Genomic DNA, 21471 nt, shown 5'->3' with positions numbered 1-21471 from the left:
AGGGGCAATGATTGAGCGACATATGTTTAGAGCTCGATTAAAAAAAGGGATGGAAGAGCGAGCAGTTGCCGTCATGTATCAGGAGCATGCCGGACAAACATTCATAGATACGGGGCATTGTATGACGGTCGCTGGATTTATTTTTGAACGTGATGCATTTCTTTATATTGAACAGTTAACAGGCCAAGTTGCCCCTGAGCTAATTGTCCCTGGCTTGAACGCAATGCTGGAGGATTGGCCAGGACAAGAGGAAGCACGTAAGTGGATAGCTCTCATCGACGTGTTTCATTTTAACGAGCCAGCCTCACTTGATCACTGGAGAAGGAAGGAAAAACCAGAGCGTATCGGGGGGAGGGTAGCGTATCTTCGACCAGAAATGGTAGCCAGCTATATTTTTTATCATTACCAGCTGCAGGAGGAAAGAGGCTTTACAGGTCCTAAGTATGAAATGATCGGGATGCATGAAAATCTGCTCTTTGGTTATCAGGAATTTCCGGCTGTTGTGGAAGAGCCGATTTTACCTGGAAGATTAACCTCCAAGCACACGCCCGTCCCTTGGGCAACAACACGAATGGACCTGCATTTTAAAGAGTGGGAGGATGGACATCAATTCTTTAAACGCTTCGATGCAGTGTTTCACTGCTATGTAGCAAGGGAAAAGGGAAGTCAAATAACCTTCATCAATGGATGAGGGCTATTTGACGTTCACAATCCGGTTACTCTACTCTAGTTCTAATAGTGGTGGCTGTATTGTAACGTTGTTCTAAATATCACTTTTATTACAATAGAAAATATTGCAGATCCCTGCCATATGCGGTAATATTTTTACATCGACAAATATGCAGGTCTAAACAAGGAGGTCCACGAATTCATGAGTCCGCGTACAAAGGAACAAAATGAGCTCATTCGCATGCAGCGTAGAGAGCAGATCCTAGACGCCTCCGCGCGCACTTACTTTCGCACGGGCGGTAGCTTTGATATTCGCGATGTTGCTCGCGAGGCCGAGCTTGGTTATGGTACGGTGTACCATTATTACCCTAACCGACTTTTATTGATCCAGGATGTGTTGGAAAGTGGCTTTGAACGATGTGAGCAAGCTCTAGAAGAATGGACAAGCATCGGTGGCGGAGGTCTGGAAGATAAGCAGGTTATCGCTTATTCCAAGGCGCTGCTTCGGCTATGGCAGTCAGACGCACGTACATATCTTATCTACAAAATGGCTGCAGAACATTATGCAGGCTTGCCAGAGAAGGATCAGCATCACTGTAAAAGACGTTTCAGAGAACGACTATACGCACCACTCCAATCGATCATTCCATACGATGACGACAGCGGCGACTATATGCTTGCAGTGCTGGTCGGCTGTTATGGGCTGCATTATTATTCGGGTATTACCGAGCTGGAAATCGATCGAATCGCCCGACTTGCGGTGCAAGCAATTACAAAGGAGCAGTGAAACGAATATGGTTATCTTAAAAAGCAAGCATGAGATCGAGGCCATCCGTAAGGCATGTCAAGTGGTGGCTGAATGCCATCGCACGATCGCACCGCTTATTCAGCCTGGCATCACGACTAACGAGATTGAGCGCATCTTTGAAGAGATTATTGTGAAGCATGGTGCAAAGCCCTACACGAAGGGCTATAAGGGCTATCGATATGCGACCTGTGCTTCTGTCAACGACGTAATCGCACATGGCTTCCCTAGCGATAAACCACTTAAGGAAGGCGATATCGTGACGATCGACACGGTCGCAGAGCTCGACGGCTGGCTTGGCGATTCGGCATGGAGCTATGCGGTCGGGAAGATTTCTCCGACAGCAGAGAAGCTCATGCGCATTACGAAGGAATGCCTTGACCTCGGCATCGCGCAAGCGCAGCCTGGTAATCGACTCGGCGACGTGACAAGTACGATTCAGCGTCATGCGGAATCGAATGGCTTCGGCGTCGTGCGCGATCTTCTTGCGCATGGTATTGGCCGGGATCTGCACGAGGAACCGAACTATATGCATGTCGGCAAGCTCGGCAAAGGCCCCCGCATCAAGGAGGGCATGGTATTCACGATCGAGCCAATGATTACCGAGGGCACCTACTACATGACAATCGATGAGGATGGCTGGACTGCGCGAACAAGGGATCGCAAGCTCGCTGCACAATACGAGCATACGATTGCGATTACCTCTGAGGGTCCCCAAATTTTGACTGCTCAATAGAAAAAAGAAGTCGACCATCGCATGGGTCGACTTCTTTTTTAGTTTTCTACTTGCGAAACTGCGCGCGATAATCCCGCGGCGAGAGTGCGGTTAGCTCCTTGAATACCTTCTGAAAATGAGCAAAGCTGCCAAAGCCGACCTCCTCCGAAATATCAGTAATCCGCTTATTCGTCTCTCGAAGCAGTCTTTGTGCTTCCTTCACCCTCGTCATTCCAACATATTCAGTAAAGGCGAAGCCCGTCAGTTTTTTGAAGGTACGGCTCAAATAGCTTTCACTTAGGTAAAATCTGCTGCTTAATCGTTCTAAGGTCAAGTCATCACGAAAATGAGCGTTGATGTATTGAGCAATTTCCATCATTTTTGCTTCGGTTGGAGAAAGGATATCATCAGCAGGATCAACTACAGCATTTCGCATTTGACGTGCTACATATAATAACGTGTCCGTGGCCGTATTTTGTACAGTTAACCTATAACCTGGCTGTTGCTCCTGAATGTCATGCAGCATCGTATATAAACGCTGCTCGATATGGAGCTTTTCGTGAGGTGCAGTTCGATGTATATGTCGTGCGCTGTGAAAAGGGGCTAGCAAAAGCTCGGCATCCTCTCTCGCAAACTGCTTAAAGTAATCCTCATTGAAGTAGAGCACCAGTCGTTCGTGGTCAGGTACACCGCTATCCAGCGTTCTATGAACGACATCGCTAGGGATGATGACAAAGTCACCGGCTTGAATTGTGTAAGAACGATCTCTAATGAAATAAACTCGCTGTCCTGCGAACAAATAGTATAGTTCATAATGGCTGTGCATATGACTGCTAGACATAGAGAAATGACCTTTACGTCGGTCGTATTCCACATGCAACGGCTCTAATGGATCACCATAATGCAGCTTACTTTTTATTTTCATAGAAAGCCTTCTCCTTAAGGACAAAATATAAGACCTTTTATTAATATTAGCATAATATACGAGGAAAATAATGATATTTTGCGGTAAATTTTAAGCATAGGCAATTAAATGACAAGGAGAGATGATGAGATGACGAAGAAAAGATATGTACAGGTTGGCGTAGGAGGTCGTGCAGAGTTTTTCTATTCTGCGATTGCTACAACATTTCGTGAAACCTCGGAATTGCTTGCATTTTGTGATGTGAACCAAACTCGAATGAATTATGCGAATAAGCTATTGACTGATAAATATAATTATAATGCCGTAAAAACATATAAAAGTGAAGAGTTCGACAACATGATCGAAGCAGAAAAGCCTGACGCAGTTATCGTGACAAGCGTGGATCGCACCCACCATACTTACATTATTCGTGCACTAGAGCTTGGCTGTGATGTCATTACAGAGAAGCCAATGACTGTAGACGAGGAGAAATGTCAGGAAATTCTTGATGCTGTTGAGCGTACAGGACGCAGCGTACGCGTTACATTCAACTACCGTTATGCACCGCATCACACAAAAGCGCGTGAGTTAATTGCAAGCGGTGTCATTGGTGATGTAACATCGATTCACTTTGAATGGCTGCTTAATACGCAGCACGGTGCAGATTACTTCCGCAGATGGCATCGCGACAAGCGCAATAGCGGAGGGCTGCTAGTTCATAAGTCTACTCATCACTTCGACCTAGTAAACTTCTGGATCGGATCGCAGCCGGACACTGTATTTGCAATGGGTGATTTACTGTTCTATGGACGTGAGAATGCAGAAAAAAGAGGCGTAACAGCGTTTTATGATCGGGCTACAGGTCATCCTAATGCACAGGACGATCCGTTCGCTCTACCGCTCGATAGTAATGAGCACCTAAAGGCGATGTACCTAGATGCAGAATTTGAAGATGGCTATAAGCGTGATCAAAGCGTATTTGGAGATGGAATTTCTATTGAAGATACGATGAGTGTGCTCGTTAAATACAAAAACAAAGCACAGCTTACGTATTCGCTTAATGCATATCTGCCATGGGAGGGCTATCGTATTGCCTTTAACGGAACGAATGGTCGTATCGAAATGAAAATTGTTGAGCAATCCTACGTCAATTCTGGTGGAGACAAGGCGCTAGAAGGAGCGGTGAAGGGTGTTACGATTCTCGTGTTCCCGATGTTCGGCGAGCCTTATAAAGTAGAGTTTGAGACGGGGCAAGGTGGCCATGGCGGCGGTGATCCTGTACTGCTCAATGATATATTTGGCGTTCCTGAGCATGATGAGTATAATCGCGCTGCCGACCATATTGACGGAGCTCGCTCTATTCTAACTGGAATTGCTGCTAACAAGTCGATTCGCACGGGGCAAGCGGTTAAAGTTGATGAATTAGTTAAATTTTACTAAAATTAAGAAAATTAGATGCAAGGAGATGAATGAATGAAAGCATTTATGGATGAGCAGTTTTTGTTGAATTCGAAATCAGCTGTTGAACTGTATGAGCAATTCGCCAAAGAAATGCCGATTATTGATTATCATTGCCATCTCGATCCGCAAGCGATTTACGAGGATAAATCCTTTAGCAATTTAACCGAGGTTTGGCTGTACGGGGATCATTATAAGTGGCGTGCGATGCGCGCAAACGGTATAGAGGAATCCCATGTCACAGGCGGTGAAGGGATATCGGATTATGATCGTTTTCTAGCCTATGCGAAGACAGTACCAATGACGATTGGTAATCCTTTGTATCATTGGTCACATCTCGAGCTAAAGCGCCTGTTCGGCATCGAGGACATTATTAATGAGAAAAACGCACCGATGATCTGGGAAAAAGCGAATGAAAGACTTAAGGAGGAAGGTTTTTCTCCACGTGGCTTAATTCGCAGCTCTAATGTACGTGTTGTATGTACAACAGATGATCCAGCCGATACATTAGAATACCATCAGCTTTTAAAGAACGAGAATGATCTTGGCTTCCAGGTTCGCCCTTCCTTCCGTCCAGACAAAGCGCTAGAAATTAATCGGACGACGTTTTTACCATGGTTGAAACGACTAGAGGATGTGTGTGGCTATGCGATAACCGACTATTCCGTATTGCTGCAAGCACTGAAGGAGCGGGTACAGTTTTTTCATGAGACGGATTGCTTATTATCTGACCATGCTATCGATAAAGTGATGTATGCAGAAGCAACCGAAGAGCAAGCTGCGGCAATATTTGCAAAAGCTTTGAACGGGGAAGCTGTCTCGCTTGAGGAAGAGGCTGCCTACAAATCCTTTACACTTCGTTATCTCGGACGTTTGTATACGGAGTACGGCTGGACGATGCAGCTTCATATTAAAGCTCATCGCAACAACAATGCTGCGATGTTCTCTAAGCTTGGTCCTGACACAGGCTTTGATTCTATTAATGATGGTCCGCTAGCAGAACCACTTGTTAGGCTGCTAGACGCGATTGAGAGAGAAGGCGGCTTGCCGCGTACGATTCTTTACTCTCTTAATGCAGGAGACAACGACGTGCTAGCTTCAATTATTGGAAGCTTTCAAGGGGATGGTATTCCTGGGAAAATCCAGCTTGGTTCAGCTTGGTGGTTCAACGATACTATCGATGGCATGCTTGCACAGTTGAAATCTCTTGCTAATATGGGACTGTTAGCTCGCTTTGTAGGGATGCTTACGGATTCTCGCAGTTTCCTGTCTTATCCTCGTCATGAGTATTTCCGTCGTATTCTATGTAATCTATTAGGGGACTGGGTAGAAGCCGGTTTAGTGCCTAACGATAAAGAACTGCTAGGCAGCATTATTGAAGGTATCTGCTATCGCAATGCGGAGCAGTATTTCCGCTTTGGATCGGAGTAATACTGTGGGCAAGAAAGTATTTTTACTATCTGTAGCAGGCTTAGTATTATTTCTTTGCATTACAATTATTTCTGCATTAAGTGATATCCATACAGATTTGTCATGGGTAAAGGAAAGCTTTGAGTGGATGACGACCTATGGGTTGCCGTGGGTTATTGTGATATTGCTTTATCTCATTTTGAAAAAGTTGGATCGAAAATAATACAATGAAAAAGTTAGTTTCCGAAAGTGAGTCAGTTATCGATATTTATTCGATAACTGGCTCTTTTTTGTTAAGGACATGGATTGTAATCTTAATCTCAAACGAAGGGTGAAGGTGCATGAATAAGAAAAACTTGGGGAAAAATAAACTGACATCTCAGAGTTAGGAATGATCAGTATGTGGGACACAATCATTGAATATTTTCCAGATTGGAAAATTTGGTGCCAAGCTATAGCTACGATGCTAATTGCGATCGGTGTATTTATCATCCATAAGTATATATTTGATTGGGGAAAAGCTAAAACAATAAACAGACAACAAAAGACTAATGAAAAGAAGACACAGCAGATAAGTGGTAATTATGATATAGATTTGAATAATCTAAGAAATGATTTAGCGAAAAATGGAGATGTGAATTTCCGAGAATTTCGAACTGGTTTACGGGGGAGTCGAGCAGTCTTAATTTTTGTAGAAGGGATGCAGGATGAATCTCAAATCAATAAACACATCATGCAAGTGTTAATGGAAAACAAAGCATGGAGCAGTGATGGTTATTTGATTCAGAGCCAAGGCGATGCATTTACGGCGTACTTGAAAGAAAAGCTGCTGTCTGTAAGTAAAATAAGCGAGGTAACGGATCTATATAAGTTAGAGGAATCAATACTATTAGGATTTACTGCATTACTTATAGATGGAATGCCTCACGCTTTAATAGTAGGAGAGCCTAAACCAAAGGTTAGATCTACAGATGAGCCTACCTCAGAAGCGTTATTACGCGGGCCGCGTGTTGGCTTTACAGAGGTACTAGGAGAGAATACTGCATTGCTCCGTCAGCATGGTCAAACCACTCACTTAGTATTAAAGATGGTAAAGGTAGGTAATGAAATTGAGAGGAATTTGGTTATTGCCTACATGGATGACATCGTTAATCCCGATCTGTTGAAAGAGGTAGAGGATCGCATTGCTAATATAGATATCGATTTTGTCGCAGAATCGGGGTATATCGAACAGTTTATTGAGGATGACTGGTTAAGTCCTTTTCAACAACTGCAAAATACTGAAAGGCCGGACCGTGTCATTAATGCGTTGCTTTCAGGAAGGATAGGTATATTACTAGACGGGACGCCATTTGCCCTTATTGCTCCTGTTACGTTTACTATGCTACTCCAATCTCCTGAGGACTATTATGAGAGATGGCTGCCAAGTACATTACTGCGAGCACTTCGCTTCTTTGTTGCTTTTCTTGCACTAATGACACCGGCTTTGTACATTTCGTTCATCTCCTTTCATCCAGGATTAATCCCTACTGAATTGGCAATTACGATTATTGAAACGAGGCAGGGTGTTCCATTTCCTTCTCTTATTGAAGTGTTAATCTTGGAAATCTCTATTGAAATATTACGTGAAGCAGGAATTCGATTACCGAAGCCAATTGGTCCGGCAATGGGGATCGTAGGCGGTTTGATTATAGGAGATGCGGCAGTACAGGCAGGAATTGTAAGTCCAATTCTGGTCATTTCCGTTGCTTTAACTGCAATTTCTTCCTTTGCTATTCCAATGTACAGCGCAGGAATTACGCTTAGAATATTGCGATTTGCAGGGATGTTGTTTGCAGCAATTTTGGGCATGTTTGGGACCATATTATTTTTCTTGTTTATATGTAGCCATCTTACAAAATTAAAAAGCTTTGGTGTACCTTATGTAACTCCGGTTTCACCATATAGGTTCAGCGATTGGAAGGATCTTATACTGAGAGCACCTATTCCTCTAATGAAGTATCGCCCAGCTATGATGAAAACACAGAATAAGAAGCGTAAGTCATAACAGGAAGGATTGGGGGAGTAATATGTTCACACGTACTGATGACAAAATAACAACTACTCAAGCATCTATATTTATATCGAGCTCTGTTCTAGGAGCAGGTATATTAACGCTGCCTCGTTCTGTCGTGTCAGCTGCTAAAACACCGGATGTTTGGCTGTCAATCTTAATCAGTGGTATTATCGTCATCTTGATGGCCATTGTAATGGCCAAGCTTAGCCAAAAGTTTCCTGATAAAACGATATTTCAATATGCTAGCAATATCGCTGGTAAACCATTGGCTTTTATTATCAGTACGCTGTTGCTTGTATATTTTATTATGATTGCAGGCTTCGAACTACGAGTACTAGCTGAAGTTACAATGTTTTTCTTATTAGAAGGCACTCCAATATGGGCGATAATCATCCCTTTTATTTGGTTAAGTGGATACTTGCTTTTTGGGGGCATCAACGCGATTGCTCGTTTATTACAAATTATCTTTCCGATTAGTGTACTCGTGCTGATTATCACGTATTTGCTTAGTCTAAAAATATTCGATATCAATCAACTTCGTCCGTTTTTGGGTGAAGGTTTGCTACCTGTAATACACGGTTTAAAATCAACCGTTCTAATTTTTTCAGGATTCGAGATCACAATGTTCCTTATTGGGCATATGCAGCATCCAGAACAAGCGATTAAGGCTGTCGTTACAGGTTTAGGCATTCCAGCATGTATATACTTGTTTACCCTAATTTTTGTAATTGGTGGTTTATCAGTAGATGCAGTTTTACGTAGTACTTGGCCAACGATTGATTTACTTCGAAGCTTTGAGATATCAGGCTTGTTCTTCGAACGGTTGGAGTTTCCTTTTCTGGTTATATGGACGATGCAAATGTTTAGTAACTTTACATGCTATTATTACGGGGCCTCGTTAGGCATTTCTCAATTAATAAAGGTGAACATTGGTCCTGTCATTTTAGGGCTAATGCCTTTTATATATCTATCAGCTATGATCCCCCAACGAAGCAATGACATATTTGCTGTTGGAGACTTTATCGGATGGTCTAGTACTGTATTGTTCATGATCATACCGTTACCTCTGTACCTGATATGGCTAATACGAAGTAAAGGATTGAAGCAGCATGTTTAAGTGTTTATTCAAGCTTGTCAGTACGCTTATGATTTGCACATTATTGTTATCCGCATGCTGGAGTAGTAGAGAAATCGAAGAGCAAAGTGTTTATGTGGGGATGGCTCTTGATATCGCTAATAAATCCGAAAGAGATAAGCAGCTGGAAGCACAGGGGGGGATAACAGAAGTAGATTCGTTAATTACGGCAACGCTGCAAATTGTACCAATCAAATCAGTGAAAGGAAATCAACCTAAGGAAGAAGGAGGAGTTAAGAAATATTTGAATGATTCAGAAACAGGAGATTCGATCTTTGAAATATTGCGTAAATATGCACTAAAGAGAGATCGTGCAGTTATCGGCCATCACATGAAGGTGTTTATCATATCTACAGAACTATTAGAAAAAATAGATATTTCGACATTGTCTGATTTTATACTTCGTGACAACGATCTTCGGCCAAGCTGTATGGTGTTTCTCGCTAGAAGCAAGGCAGCTGATGCGCTAGAAACAAATCAGCCAGATGAAATCCCTGCTTTTTATATTAGAAATATGACTCTCAATAAATACCGAAATAATGAAATTCTGGACGGAGTCATTCTAACTAATTTGGATCAATATATCGAATCTAAACAAAGCTTCATATTGCAAAATATAGCGTCCTATCAAGGAGAGTCTGAATTTGCAGGAGCAGGCATTATAAAAGGAGCAACAGGGAAGTGGATTGGCAATTTAACTCAGGAGGATGTCAGTAGTATATCTTGGGTTAGAGGTGAGGGGAAAGGAGGCTTACTTAAAGCAGTTAATGACAATAATAAAATTATTATTTATGAAATTAAGTCTTTAAAAACTAAAATTATACCAAAAGTAGATGGCGACCGCATGACTTTTCAGGTGAATATTAATTCAGAGGGCAGATTAATTGAAAATTGGGATAATAGAGTAGATGTTTCAAAAATAGATGTACAAACGAGAATGGAGGAATTATTCGAGGAACGCTTAGCGACTATGATCCAAAATCTTATGAATAAGCTGCAAAAGGAGTTTAAAGTCGAGGTAGCAGGTTTTGGTGAACGCTTAAAAATAACTCATCCAAAGGTATGGCAAAAAGTGAAGAAGGACTGGGATGAAGTTTTTAGTGATGCCGATGTTAACGTTACGATTAAGTTAAAAATAACAGATTACGGTTCATCAGCAGAATAGTTGCTTGAGTCTCAATGGGAAGCCCTCTTTAAGCTTAAAGCTTGAAGGGGGCTATTTTTTCTGAAAACATACTATCAGAATATTGCACATTTCGGTATCCTCGATTAAAATCAAGTTAGATTAATTGATATAATAACTGTTTAATATTTATGTTAATCCAATTTTAAGTAAAGCAAAAATTGAAAGCGAATTCAACTCATTAGGAAGAGGAGTAGTGGCAATGAGCAAAGTTGGTCGTTTATCTGTTTCCTTGGAGCATCGAGGAGCGAAGCTTGGTGATTTGTTTGGCATTTTCTTTGAGGATCTGAATCATGCAGCGGATGGTGGCTTGTACGGTGAACTCGTTCGTAATCGATCATTCGAGTTTGATCGAATTGACAACAGCAGCTATCATGCTTTAACGGCATGGGAGAAGATTGAACGCGGTGGAGGTCAAGCACAAGTCTCAATCCAGACCGAAGCTCCTTTAAATACGAAAAATCCTCATTATGCTGTGATTGAAATTGTTGCTGAGGGTGATGGGGTAGGCTTAATGAATTACGGCTATAACACAGGTATCTCACTGAAACAAGGTGAGCAGTACTTGTTCTCGATGTATGCTAAGCGAGAAGACAGTAAGTCTGAGGCAGAGGCTGTAAGCATTGCAGTTGAAAATCCAGATGGCGTTGTGCTGGCAGAGGCATCTATCGCTGTATCAGGTAATGAATGGACTAGATATGAAGCAATTTTAACGGCAAAGTCTACGGATCATTCTGGACGTCTTATACTGTTAACAAAAGGCACAGGAAGCTTAGCTCTTGACCACGTATCGTTGTTCCCTAAGGAAACCTTCAAGCAACGTTCGAATGGCATGCGGCAAGATATTGCTAGTATGCTGCAGGAGCTTAAGCCGAAATTTATGCGCTTTCCCGGCGGCTGTCTTGTACATGATGGATCATTAAATGCAGACGATAGAAACTCGATGTATCGCTGGAAAAATACGATTGGACCAGTGCATGATCGACCAGCGCGCCGCAGCAACTGGGGCTATAATCAGACGCTTGGACTTGGCTACTACGAATATTTTGTATTAAGCGAGGATATTGGTGCGAAGCCTATTCCGGTATTGCCTGCGGGCTATGATCCTCACCATAAACGAATCGTACCGATTGAAGAGCTTGGGCCTTGGATTGATGATGCCCTAGATTTAATAGAGTTTGCAAACGGCAGCATAGAGACTACATGGGGGGCGAAGCGTGCAGAGCTAGGACATCCTGAGCCGTTCGGCATGGAGTACATCGCGATCGGTAATGAAGAAGTGGGTGAGCCATTCTTTGAGCGATATACATACTTTCACAATGCGATCAAAGCGCGTTACCCTGAGATGAAAATTATTAATTCCAGCGGACCATTCCCTGCTGGAGGAGAGTATGAGCGCGGCTGGGCATCGGCACGTGAGCATAGGTCCGATTATGTTGATGAGCATTACTACGTTTCTCCAGAATGGATGCTGGCAAACATTCATCGCTACGCTTCGTTCAGTGCAGATGATCCAAAGGTGTTTTTAGGTGAGTATGCTTCTTGGGGCAATACGTACTACAATGCGTTAGCAGAAGCTGCATATATGACGGGCCTACAAAACAATGCACATGCGGTAGGTTTGGCATGCTATGCACCATTGCTTTGCAATGTTGATTATGTGAATTGGCGACCAGATTTAATTTGGTTTAACAATCATCAGGTGTTTGGAACGCCAAACTATTATGTGCAACAGCTGTTTATGCATCATCAAGGTGATTATTTGCTAGAGATGAAAGCTGAAGGGCTAAGTCAACCGATAACGGTTAATGAAGCACCGATAACAGGAATGCTGGCACTTGGTGCGAACCCAGATACGGCTGAATTTTGGGATATTCAGCTCGAGAACAATATAACGGGAGAAATAATTAAATTAGATTATGCAACTGCGCAAGGCTCAGAAACGTACCGAAATCTACGTGAGCTCGGTAAGACAGATTGGGATCATTATACGATATCGTTCAAGGCGCGCAGACTGGAAGGTGAGAAAGGCTTCGAATTAAGCTTTGGAGACAGAGGCAACGGCAATCGTTACTTGTGGGAAATCGGTGGCTGGCAAAACCAAGACTCTGCACTTGTTTCTTTTGTGAATGGTCGAGGCTCATGCCTAACACAGAGCTTGTTTACGGTAGAAACCGATGTAGTATATCAATTTTCACTTGAAGTAACAGGCCGACAATTGAAGGCGTATATAAACGGTGAGCTTATCAATGCGGAAGAGGATAAACCGCTTGTAATCGAGCCGCTGTACTATACGGCTAGCTATGAAGAAGCTAGTGGAGATATTATTGTAAAGGCGGTTAATGTTCAGAATCAATCACTAGAGATCGCTTTTGATGTGTCCGACCGTTCAATTGGATCTGTTGAAGTATATGAGCTCTGCGGCTGCCAACTAGAGGATGAGAATGATTTTGCTGCACCTACGAGAGTTTCTCCAAAGCAAAAATTATATCATGTGGAGCATAATGCAGCGGAGAGCTTTACCTACATGATTCAACCTCATTCTATAACTGTGCTTCGCTTGAAGGACGAGTACGAAGCAATAAAAAAAGCTTATCAAAATTAACCTATGAATAAGCAGAGTGGTTATCTCAGAAGGTTGAAAGTGACCTAGAGATAACCTTTTTTGCTTCAGGAAAATAGCTGAACAAGGGAATAGGTAAAAAAATGGATATAAAGAAAAAATATGCTTCTTGCAGTTCCATTTATATTCTATAATAATAGATGAATATTAAGTGAAGGTACGGAAGAGAACAAATTTTGTAAGCGTTGTCAATATATAGTCGAAAAATCATTAATGTCGTTCGAACTGGGCAGAAGGAGAAGATTCGATGTACAGATTGTTAATTGTTGATGACGAGGAAATTATTACTGAAGCGTTGTACGAAGTGCTGAGCCAGTCCATGCGAGAGGAGCTTGATATATGCAAAGCATTTTCTGCTAAGGAGGCATTGAGGTGGTTAGCACGGACTAGAGTCGATATTGTACTGACAGATATTCGAATGCCGGGCATGAGTGGCATTGAGCTAATGGAGGAAATTAAAACCTATTGGCCAAGGTGCAGAATTATTTTTTTAACTGGATATAGTGAGTTTGAATACGCCTATCAAGCAATCCAGAAAGCAAACATAAAATATTTACTGAAAACAGAGGGCTATGCAAAGGTTATTGAGACCGTACAAGAAGTAATGAGTGAAATTAATTATGACCATCATATTAACAATATACTAAAGCAATCAGAGGAGCAGAAGGCTTCCTTAATGCAGGTTGCTCAAGAGGATTATTTTAGACGTTGTCTCTTAGATCAAACGTTGCTGGATGATGCAGACAACATGCAATCGATGGCGAAGGATTTCTCGCGGATGAATATTGCACTTGATGCGACGAAGCCAACTGCTATTGTGCTTGCTCATTTATCCTATTCCTCTGATGCAGCCTATAGTGAAATAAGCGAAACGATTGCATCGGTTAAGCATATCTGGAACTCTTTCATGTCAGAACAAATACATAGCGTAGCGTTGGTCGACAGGTATGGTGACTTGCTTTGGTTTTTGCAAACATCGCCAGCTGCCGAAGAGAAGTTCAGCCAGCACATGATTCGTTATGTTGAAGGAACGCTAGAATTAATTCAACAAGCTTGCTACGATTCTCTTGGCATCGTTATCTCTTTCACGATGAGCAGTGAGAGATGTGCTTGGACACACGTCTCACAGCAATATGATCGATTGCGGCAGCTGCAAAAAATGAAGGTTGGAGAGGGAATCCCATTAATACAGATTGATTATCATGGAGAAGCTGCAACGACTACGTGTCAGGAAGGCTTTCGGATCATGCCTAAGGTTGAAATCATGGGCGCACATCTGGAGGCAGGGCGAGTACATGAGTTTATGCAAAGCTTTGCTGAGCTTGAAGATTATATATTGTGCAAAAACGACAATGTACATCGTTCAGTAGAAGCGTACTATGCGGTGGCTCTCCTGCTGTTGTCCTACATAAACCGAAATCAACTCCACGAGCAGGTAGGAGAGGTTGGTAAATTAATGAGACTTGATGAGCACAGCTCGATTAAGGATAGCTTTCAATATATGCGTACGTTGGCTGAGCGGATATTTGCCCATAAGCTGATTGATGAGCGTGATCGAGCATCATTAATCATTGATAAAATATGCAAATATATTCAGGAGCATTTAAGTGAGGATTTATCTCTTGTGCGATTAGCGGAGCTGCACTACTTTAACCCTTCCTACCTATCTCGTTTCTTTAAGCAGGAGCGCGGAGTGAAGCTATCGGAGTATATAGAAGACTGCAGACTTAAAAAAGCGAAGGAGCTGCTTTCGAATGCGGAGTTAAAGGTAAGGGATGTTGCCTTACTTGTCGGCTATGAAGCTGCCCATTCGTTTACCCGCTTTTTCAAAAAGTCTACGGGCATGACACCACAGGAATATCGTGAATCTATCATTGAGGTGTAACGTAAGAAAACCATACGTTTCGAGCGAATTTGCTCCAGGGGCGTATGGTTTTCATTAGTCTTTATACAGTTTTATTTCGTTAAGTAAGTACGAATATCAATCTTTTTACCTAGCCGAGCACTCTCTACTGCTGCTAAAACCATAGCCATGCTGTATAGATTATCGCTGCTGCTCGTTTCAGGGGCAGTGCCTTGACTAAGTGCGTCAAACATATTAGCAAGACAGCCCTGATGGAATGTCAACGGCATTTCTAACACACTGCTGCCTATTCTATCATACTCGTAAAGAAATTTTCCATGCTGAGCATCATCCTTAATGATCTCTGCGTATGGCTCTTTATGTCCATCCCATATCGCTGTTCCTTTGTCTCCTACTACACGCCATGCTGCTTCCCATGAGGTTGGCGCACCTTCAGCACACCAGGAGCCTCGATAATCGAATACAGAGCCATCGGACATTTCAAATATACAGAGTGCCATTGCATTGCCGCTATACCACGATCCTTTTGGGTTAAATTCATGACAGTATACGGAGACAGGATTCGCGCCCATAATAAACCTTGCCTGATCGAACGTATGAATGGCCATGTCTAGCAGAAGCGGGCTTTCCATCGCATCGCGAAATCCACCAAAGTGTGGAGCAAGAAAAAAGTCAGCGCTTGCAAAGCCTACTGTACCTATCGTGTTGTCTGTAATCATTTGTCTTAATGCGCGGATTCTTGGATCGAATCGGCGGTTTTGCATAACAGCATGCGTTCGTCCAAGCTTCTGTGCGAGCTGTACAAGCTCAACGCATTGCTCAAGGGACTCAGCAAGTGGCTTCTCGCTAAATACATCACAACCAAGCTTCATTGCTGTTGAGGCTATGGAGTAATGGCTGGCAGGAATGGTAATGTCAAAGACTAGGTTAGCATCGGTCGCCTCGATGGCAGCATCGATCGTTGTGAATACAGGACAGCTTAGTTTTTTATTTTCTGCGAATCTAGCAGCGGCCTCAACCTGTATATCAACTAAGCCGACAATCTCGCTATCAGGTCTTGTCAAGGCATAATCAGCCCAAACATTTGCCATATGACCGCAGCCTGCGATGATGATTTTATAGCTAGCCATTATAATCCCCCCTCAATAGGGTTTGGCACGAAGCTACCACCTCTGCATGATTTGAGATAGTTTAGCGCATGTACTTGACCTGTCATCTCAAGCTCATCCTTATACACAGGATCATGCCAGCCTTCGATATCAATTGAGCCTTTATAGCCGTGCTGTCTTAATATAGTTATAATGTCGCTCCAATTGCTGTCGCCAAAGCCAGGTGTTCGATGCCACACGTAAGGCTTAGGACCATGGACACCATACTCCTTGACAATGTCCCAAGCGATGGTCGCATCCTTGCCATGCACGTGAAATACTTTATCTACCCATTTTCTTAATTGTGGGATTGGATCGATCAAGCTAACCATCTGATGACATGGCTCCCATTCAAGACCAAGGTTGTCAGCTTGGACGCTATTAAACATCATCTCCCAAGCCGTAGGATTATGTGCGATATTCCAATCGCCTCGCTCCCACGTACCTCCCATATCACAGTTCTCAAAGGCGATTCGGATGCCTTTATCTTCGGCTCGCTTAGCCAGCTCGCCAAACACTTGCTGGAATTTTGGAATAGATTCATCGATTGGTCGATCTGGTAATCGTCCTGTAAAGCCAGATACGATATTGGTGCCGAACAAATGGGCATGATCAATCAAGCGCTCCCAGCTCGCCAGCGTATCTGCATTGTTGCCGCTACCTGTCAGCGGGTTTCCGAATACGCTTATCGCAGAGATATCAAAGTTATGCTCATCTGCTAAAGCACGTAAGCGTGATGCTAGTTCCTTTAGATCAGTCTGACCCGTCGTTTGCCAGAAGGTTAAGTTAAACGATTCGAAGCCATGACCAACAATTTGTGGGATAATCTGCGGGGCACTGTTGCCGTTAACAAGTGTACCGATTTTAATCGCTTGTTCCATGCTTGTTATCACTCCAATATTGTCATATAGTATTGCTAGCAACACTATTATAGATCAGATATTACAAGGTTACGCTATTCAAAATTGGCGGAACTTTCTCTTATCTTGTGGAGGTGTAGTGCTGTGAGTTATCCAAAGGAGCTATGGGAGGATACGCATATGTCGCAGCCCGCGTATCCTATTCAACTGTTTCCTAATCGGCCAACGAACAAAAAAGCCGAGGACTGTGTGCTTTATTTGCATTGGCATGCACATATGGAGCTTATACTTGTAAGAGCAGGAAAGGTGCTATTTTACATAGATAGTCAGCCAATTGAAGCTGAGCAAGGAGATATTGTGTTTGTGCCAGGTGGCAGTCTACATGTTGGCTATTCACAAGCTGATGAAGCCGTTGCAATGGACTGCGTCGTTTTTAATGCCGCTTTATTTCATGAATGGTTGAATGACTCGGTTCATGTTCAGCTATTAGCAAGGTATATGGAAGGGAAAGACAATTTCCCGTTGCTGCTTTCAGCAAGTGATCAATACGCCAGAGAGCTTCAGAATGAGCTGGATATTATCATAAGTGAGCTAGCTACTAAGCAAGCTGGCTACCAATTAATTGTGAAGGCTAAGCTGTATGCATGGCTTGTCAAGCTTGCACGCTTAAACAGCAAGTCATTATCAACGCAGGGACAAGAACCATATTTTGCGAATCGAGATCGATTCAAACAGCTTATTGATTGGGTCAAGCTTCATTATACTGAGAAGCCTACTGTGAAACAGGCAGCAAGTATGGTAGGACTTGATCCATTTTATTTTTGTAAGCAATTCAAAAAATTGACCGGCAGAACCTTTATCGAATATGTCAATGTATACCGAATGACAGAGGCTGAACGTATGCTTAAGTATAGTGAAGCCACCGTAGGAGAGATCGCGAACAGAGTAGGCTGTGATAATGCAGCTTATTTTACGAAGCTATACAAACAGTATATGGGCATGACGCCATCCGAGGCTAGAAAACAGCTTTGAATGACGTAAAGATTGGGTAAGGAAGTAAAGAAATGTACGTTGCCGCAAAGGTGACGTATCGCAATAATGAATGGATACTCTTATCTTGAAAGAGGGGAATCGCTTGCGAATATCCACGAAGAAAACAATTCGCTACGTTGCTGGAATACTGTTCATATTTATTTTACTGTCGTCATGTATGTCTCAGCGCACGAATAACGATGAAGCCGCATCTAATGAGCAAGGTCAGACGGCTGATATTCATGTATATGAGGATATAGGACTAAGCAAGTATGATCCACCTATCGAGGTTTCCTTCATTCGTGATGTAGGAGGAGATTTTGATAGCTTAATCAGCTCTCTTCCCGGCGAAACGCTTGAAAACAATAGATGGTCTCGACTATATAAGCAAATTCTTGGCATAGATATTACATATGCTTGGACAGCAAAAGATGATTTTTATCGACAAAAGCTAAACTATGCGATCTCTTCTGGACAGCTGCCCGACATTGTTAAGGTGTCTCCAGATCAGCTAAGAGCATTAAATAATGCTGGATTAATTCAGGATTTAACAGAAGTGTATGAGCAGTATGCAACGCCACTTACGAAGACTATTCTTAGTCAGGAAGGTAGTGGACCGTTCGATGCAGCAACCTTTGACGGCAGGCTAATGGCAATACCTGAGACAGGCTCTTCTATTGAAGGTGCGATGTATATATGGGTTAGAATGGATTGGCTTGAGCGGCTTGGACTGCAGTCTCCTCGAACGATGGAGGATATATTGAAGATTTCTAAAGCGTTTACAGAGCTTGATCCAGACCAGAACGGGGTGGATGATACCTTTGGCTTAGCGCTAACGAATTATTTGTGGGATCCCGTTATGGGAGCGAAAGGATTTATAGCAGGCTATCACGCATACCCTGAAATTTGGATAGAGGACGAGCATGGTCAGCTAGTTTACGGAGGAATACAGCCTGAAGTGAAAAATGCTTTAAAAGTGCTGCAGGAGATGTATATAAACGGGGAGCTTGACCCAGAATTTTCGTTCAAAAACGGCAATAAGGTTAAGCAACAAATTAGAGATGGGAAAATTGGCATTATGTATGGGGAACAGTGGGGTTCTTTTTTAGTTCAAAGCAGTCGAGAAACCGATGAAAATGCTGATTGGAAGGCATTTCCTATCGTTTCCGTAAATGAAGAGCCAGCAAAGGTACCACTTAAATTCAGTACATGGCAGTTTTTAGCTGTTCGTAAAGGCTTTGAATATCCCGAGGCGGTTGTAAAGCTATTCAACCTGCATCTCGAAAAAAACTGGGGGGTAACAGCGGACTTCGAGACGTACTATAGCTCACCTTATCCTGTTTGGCAGCTATCACCGGTGACGCCATACCCTGTGAAGAAAAACTTGAATGCCTATCGTCAATTAAATGATGCGCGTCGTTCAGGAGATTGGAGCATGCTGAACCCAGAAGCGAAATCGATCCAAAAGCTCATAGATACGTATTTGAATGGTGGTGCTAATAGCTCAGCAGGCTGGGGATGGGAAAAAACGTATGGGGAAGATAGTGCCTTTTCGATCCTCGATCAATACGAGCGAGACAATCTGCTGCTATATGAAAAATATACAGGGGTTCAAACGGAGACGATGATCGAAGCGAAAAGCATGCTGCATGATTTACAGCACGAAACCTACATTAATATTATTCTTGGTGATCCGATAGAGAGCTTCGATGCATTCGTCGATACATGGTATAAGCTAGGAGGCGCAGCCATTACGCAGGAAGTGAATGAATGGTATTCTCAAAGCTTTAGAGAATAAGACATGCGGAGGAATTCTATTTGATAAAATTTCCAGCAACCTCATTTAAAAACTCAATTTATTTTCGTTTATTAATTACGTATGTTATTGTGATTTTTCCAATTATATTACTCGGCTTTTACTTATATTATTGGAGCTATAATAATGCGAGTGAGGATATATCTAGAGCAACGGTCACGCAATTAAATTACTATCTTGAAGATCTCAATCGAGAAGTTGAATGGATGGAGCTGCAGCAGTTTGATTTTATTGAAGATAGTGAGCTAAATAAGCTTGCCGTGACCTGGGAGATGATGAGCAGCGTTGAGCTGAGATCAAGCCTTACGTATTTGCTGCATCGCCTGACCTCATTCAAAAACAGCAGTGCCTATATTAAAGATATCAATATTCATATCGGTAAGAATGGGAAAACGATCTCAGCTGTTCATTCTGTCTTAGATTTGGATATGAAGCATTATGAAGCGCTGCAATCGAAGATCAATTATAATCGCGAACGATTAACTTATTTTGATTCATCGATGCACTTGATAGCTGCCAAGTATGGAGGTAAAAAAGGACAAGCACCTCTATTCATTATTCAGATTGAATTTGACTTAGAGAAGCTAAGTGATTCGCTGAAACAAATGAATCTATACACAGACAGTGGTGCGTTCTTATATTCAAACACAACAGACTTTCGTCTAATGGATAGTGAGCAATCAAAGCCAATACTGCAAAGCTATCTCATGCAAACGAAGGAAGCAAGAGAAAAGACCTCGCTGCTTAATCATATTGGCATGAGATATCACGTTGACAAAGCAAGCTCAGATAATTTGAATCTTACCGTTGTGACATATTTACCTGAAGAAACAGTCAAGCGCCCACTAAATTTCTTTTATCAATGGGCATGGCTGTTTGCTCTTGCTTCATTTATAGCAATTATCGTTGTGTCTTATTTTACGTATCGCTTTATCCATAAGCCGCTGCTGCAATTTATGCAAAGCTTTCGGCGTATGGAGGAGGGGGAACTCGATAGTACGATCGAGCATGATAAGAAGGATGAGTTCGGCTACCTGTATACACGCTTCAATCAAATGCTCGTAAAGCTGAAAACATTAATTGATCAGGACTATAAGCAAAAAATGATGATGCAGCGTTCTGAGCTCAAACAGCTCCAGTCTCAAATTAACCCGCACTTTCTATACAATAGCTTCTTTATTCTAAATTCATTGGCTAAGACTGGAGATGTAGATCGGATCGAGCAGTTTACAATTATGCTGGGTGAATACTTCCGTTTCATTACGCGTAACAGCGATGATCTCGTCCCAATGTCAGAGGAGACGAAGCATTCTAGAGTGTATACAGAAATTCAAGAGCTTCGTTTTTCCCGTCGTATTCAAGTGCAATTTGATGAGCTGCCAGATGAAATCGCTAGTATAAAGGTGCCACGACTTATCATTCAGCCTTTAATTGAAAATGCGTATGAGCATAGTCTGGAGAATAAGGATGAGGATGGACGATTACGCGTTACCTTTACTAGGGAGAATGATGATGTTTTCATTAGAATAGAGGATAATGGGGAGCATTTATCCGATGAAAAGCTAGAGCAGCTGAAGCTCAGTCTTAAGCACATCGATGAATCAAGTGAGATGACTGGAATTATTAATATTCACCGTCGTCTTGTGCTGACCTTTGGTGAAGCAAGCGGCTTGAAGCTTGAACGAAGCGAATTGGGTGGACTTCAAGTGACCATTCATATTCAATTGAATCAGTTGGAGCATTAGGTTAATGGCGTAGCAGCATTGTGCTGCACGCCATTTTTTATACTTTTT

Annotated in this window: 17 protein-coding genes; 14 read left to right on the top strand and 3 right to left on the bottom strand. The window is 42.4% G+C overall.

Annotated elements, in window-relative coordinates:
* Positions 1-7 precede the first annotated feature (7 nt).
* From M3180_RS05245 to map, 3 genes are all read left to right on the top strand, one after another.
* Positions 8-691, top strand: coding sequence for a hypothetical protein (locus M3180_RS05245; RefSeq protein ID WP_251666223.1), 684 nt, complete (start codon positions 8-10; stop codon positions 689-691).
* 180 nt (positions 692-871) lie between these two features.
* A complete protein-coding gene (locus tag M3180_RS05240; RefSeq protein WP_251666222.1) occupies positions 872-1456 on the top strand; it encodes a TetR/AcrR family transcriptional regulator in 585 nt (194 codons plus the stop codon).
* 7 nt (positions 1457-1463) lie between these two features.
* Entirely contained in the window at positions 1464-2210 is a 747-nt protein-coding gene (map, locus tag M3180_RS05235; RefSeq protein WP_251666221.1) for a type I methionyl aminopeptidase, read from the top strand.
* Between the two features lie 46 nt (positions 2211-2256).
* On the opposite strand, the gene M3180_RS05230 is transcribed toward map, so the two are convergent.
* A complete protein-coding gene (locus tag M3180_RS05230; protein ID WP_251666220.1) occupies positions 2257-3114 on the bottom strand; it encodes an AraC family transcriptional regulator in 858 nt (285 codons plus the stop codon).
* 129 nt (positions 3115-3243) lie between these two features.
* Between M3180_RS05230 and M3180_RS05225 the strand changes: the two genes are divergently transcribed.
* From M3180_RS05225 to M3180_RS05190, 8 genes are all read left to right on the top strand, one after another.
* Positions 3244-4533: a Gfo/Idh/MocA family protein gene (locus M3180_RS05225; RefSeq protein WP_251666219.1), complete on the top strand. Its 1290-nt coding sequence runs from the start codon at positions 3244-3246 to the stop codon at positions 4531-4533.
* 33 nt (positions 4534-4566) lie between these two features.
* Positions 4567-5982, top strand: coding sequence for a glucuronate isomerase (gene uxaC, locus M3180_RS05220; RefSeq protein WP_251666218.1), 1416 nt, complete (start codon positions 4567-4569; stop codon positions 5980-5982).
* A gap of 4 nt (positions 5983-5986) precedes the next feature.
* The gene (locus M3180_RS05215) at positions 5987-6184 is read left to right on the top strand and encodes a hypothetical protein (protein ID WP_251666217.1); all 198 of its coding nucleotides are present in this window, start codon (positions 5987-5989) and stop codon (positions 6182-6184) included.
* A gap of 177 nt (positions 6185-6361) precedes the next feature.
* Entirely contained in the window at positions 6362-8008 is a 1647-nt protein-coding gene (locus M3180_RS05210) for a spore germination protein (RefSeq protein WP_251666216.1), read from the top strand.
* A 22-nt stretch (positions 8009-8030) separates the two neighbouring features.
* A complete protein-coding gene (locus M3180_RS05205) occupies positions 8031-9134 on the top strand; it encodes a GerAB/ArcD/ProY family transporter (protein WP_251666215.1) in 1104 nt (367 codons plus the stop codon).
* Positions 9127-10317, top strand: a complete 1191-nt coding sequence (locus tag M3180_RS05200; RefSeq protein WP_251666214.1) for a Ger(x)C family spore germination protein — start codon at positions 9127-9129, stop codon at positions 10315-10317. The genes M3180_RS05205 and M3180_RS05200 overlap by 8 nt, the downstream gene beginning before the upstream one ends.
* Positions 10318-10537: 220 nt before the next feature.
* Positions 10538-12940 carry an alpha-L-arabinofuranosidase C-terminal domain-containing protein gene (locus M3180_RS05195; RefSeq protein WP_251666213.1) on the top strand — a complete coding sequence of 801 codons (2403 nt, stop codon included), beginning with the start codon at positions 10538-10540 and terminating at the stop codon, positions 12938-12940.
* Positions 12941-13205: 265 nt separating this feature from the next.
* Positions 13206-14843 (top strand): response regulator, encoded by a 1638-nt coding sequence (locus tag M3180_RS05190; protein WP_251666212.1) that lies wholly within the window; start codon positions 13206-13208, stop codon positions 14841-14843.
* A gap of 71 nt (positions 14844-14914) precedes the next feature.
* Here M3180_RS05190 and M3180_RS05185 read toward each other — a convergent pair whose 3' ends face one another.
* Positions 14915-15952 carry a Gfo/Idh/MocA family protein gene (locus M3180_RS05185; RefSeq protein WP_251666211.1) on the bottom strand — a complete coding sequence of 346 codons (1038 nt, stop codon included), beginning with the start codon at positions 15950-15952 and terminating at the stop codon, positions 14915-14917.
* The gene (locus tag M3180_RS05180; RefSeq protein ID WP_251666210.1) at positions 15952-16851 is read right to left on the bottom strand and encodes a sugar phosphate isomerase/epimerase family protein; all 900 of its coding nucleotides are present in this window, start codon (positions 16849-16851) and stop codon (positions 15952-15954) included. Before M3180_RS05180 ends, M3180_RS05185 begins: the two co-directional genes overlap by 1 nt.
* Positions 16852-16974: 123 nt before the next feature.
* Between M3180_RS05180 and M3180_RS05175 the strand changes: the two genes are divergently transcribed.
* The 3 genes from M3180_RS05175 to M3180_RS05165 all read left to right on the top strand — a co-directional run bounded on the left by M3180_RS05175 (position 16975) and on the right by M3180_RS05165 (position 21423).
* Positions 16975-17862 (top strand): AraC family transcriptional regulator, encoded by an 888-nt coding sequence (locus M3180_RS05175; RefSeq protein ID WP_251666209.1) that lies wholly within the window; start codon positions 16975-16977, stop codon positions 17860-17862.
* A gap of 178 nt (positions 17863-18040) precedes the next feature.
* A complete protein-coding gene (locus M3180_RS05170; RefSeq protein WP_340837653.1) occupies positions 18041-19660 on the top strand; it encodes an extracellular solute-binding protein in 1620 nt (539 codons plus the stop codon).
* A gap of 20 nt (positions 19661-19680) precedes the next feature.
* Positions 19681-21423 carry a sensor histidine kinase gene (locus tag M3180_RS05165; protein ID WP_251666207.1) on the top strand — a complete coding sequence of 581 codons (1743 nt, stop codon included), beginning with the start codon at positions 19681-19683 and terminating at the stop codon, positions 21421-21423.
* Positions 21424-21471 lie beyond the last annotated feature (48 nt).

Source organism: Paenibacillus camelliae, assembly GCF_023715345.1.
Taxonomy (GTDB): Bacteria; Bacillota; Bacilli; order Paenibacillales; family Paenibacillaceae; genus Pristimantibacillus; species Pristimantibacillus camelliae.
This window is presented reverse-complemented; position numbering and strand designations above follow the sequence as displayed.

Bases quoted from the DNA above. Each gene is read 5' to 3' on its own strand.
- M3180_RS05245 (WP_251666223.1), top strand. From the start codon at position 8: ATGATTGAGCGACATATGTTTAGAGCTCGATTAAAAAAAGGGATGGAA.
- M3180_RS05240 (WP_251666222.1), top strand. From the start codon at position 872: ATGAGTCCGCGTACAAAGGAACAAAATGAGCTCATTCGCATGCAGCGT.
- map (WP_251666221.1), top strand. From the start codon at position 1,464: ATGGTTATCTTAAAAAGCAAGCATGAGATCGAGGCCATCCGTAAGGCA.
- M3180_RS05230 (WP_251666220.1), bottom strand. From the start codon at position 3,114: ATGAAAATAAAAAGTAAGCTGCATTATGGTGATCCATTAGAGCCGTTG.
- M3180_RS05225 (WP_251666219.1), top strand. From the start codon at position 3,244: ATGACGAAGAAAAGATATGTACAGGTTGGCGTAGGAGGTCGTGCAGAG.
- uxaC (WP_251666218.1), top strand. From the start codon at position 4,567: ATGAAAGCATTTATGGATGAGCAGTTTTTGTTGAATTCGAAATCAGCT.
- M3180_RS05210 (WP_251666216.1), top strand. From the start codon at position 6,362: ATGTGGGACACAATCATTGAATATTTTCCAGATTGGAAAATTTGGTGC.
- M3180_RS05205 (WP_251666215.1), top strand. From the start codon at position 8,031: ATGTTCACACGTACTGATGACAAAATAACAACTACTCAAGCATCTATA.
- M3180_RS05200 (WP_251666214.1), top strand. From the start codon at position 9,127: ATGTTTAAGTGTTTATTCAAGCTTGTCAGTACGCTTATGATTTGCACA.
- M3180_RS05195 (WP_251666213.1), top strand. From the start codon at position 10,538: ATGAGCAAAGTTGGTCGTTTATCTGTTTCCTTGGAGCATCGAGGAGCG.
- M3180_RS05190 (WP_251666212.1), top strand. From the start codon at position 13,206: ATGTACAGATTGTTAATTGTTGATGACGAGGAAATTATTACTGAAGCG.
- M3180_RS05185 (WP_251666211.1), bottom strand. From the start codon at position 15,952: ATGGCTAGCTATAAAATCATCATCGCAGGCTGCGGTCATATGGCAAAT.
- M3180_RS05180 (WP_251666210.1), bottom strand. From the start codon at position 16,851: ATGGAACAAGCGATTAAAATCGGTACACTTGTTAACGGCAACAGTGCC.
- M3180_RS05170 (WP_340837653.1), top strand. From the start codon at position 18,041: ATGTCTCAGCGCACGAATAACGATGAAGCCGCATCTAATGAGCAAGGT.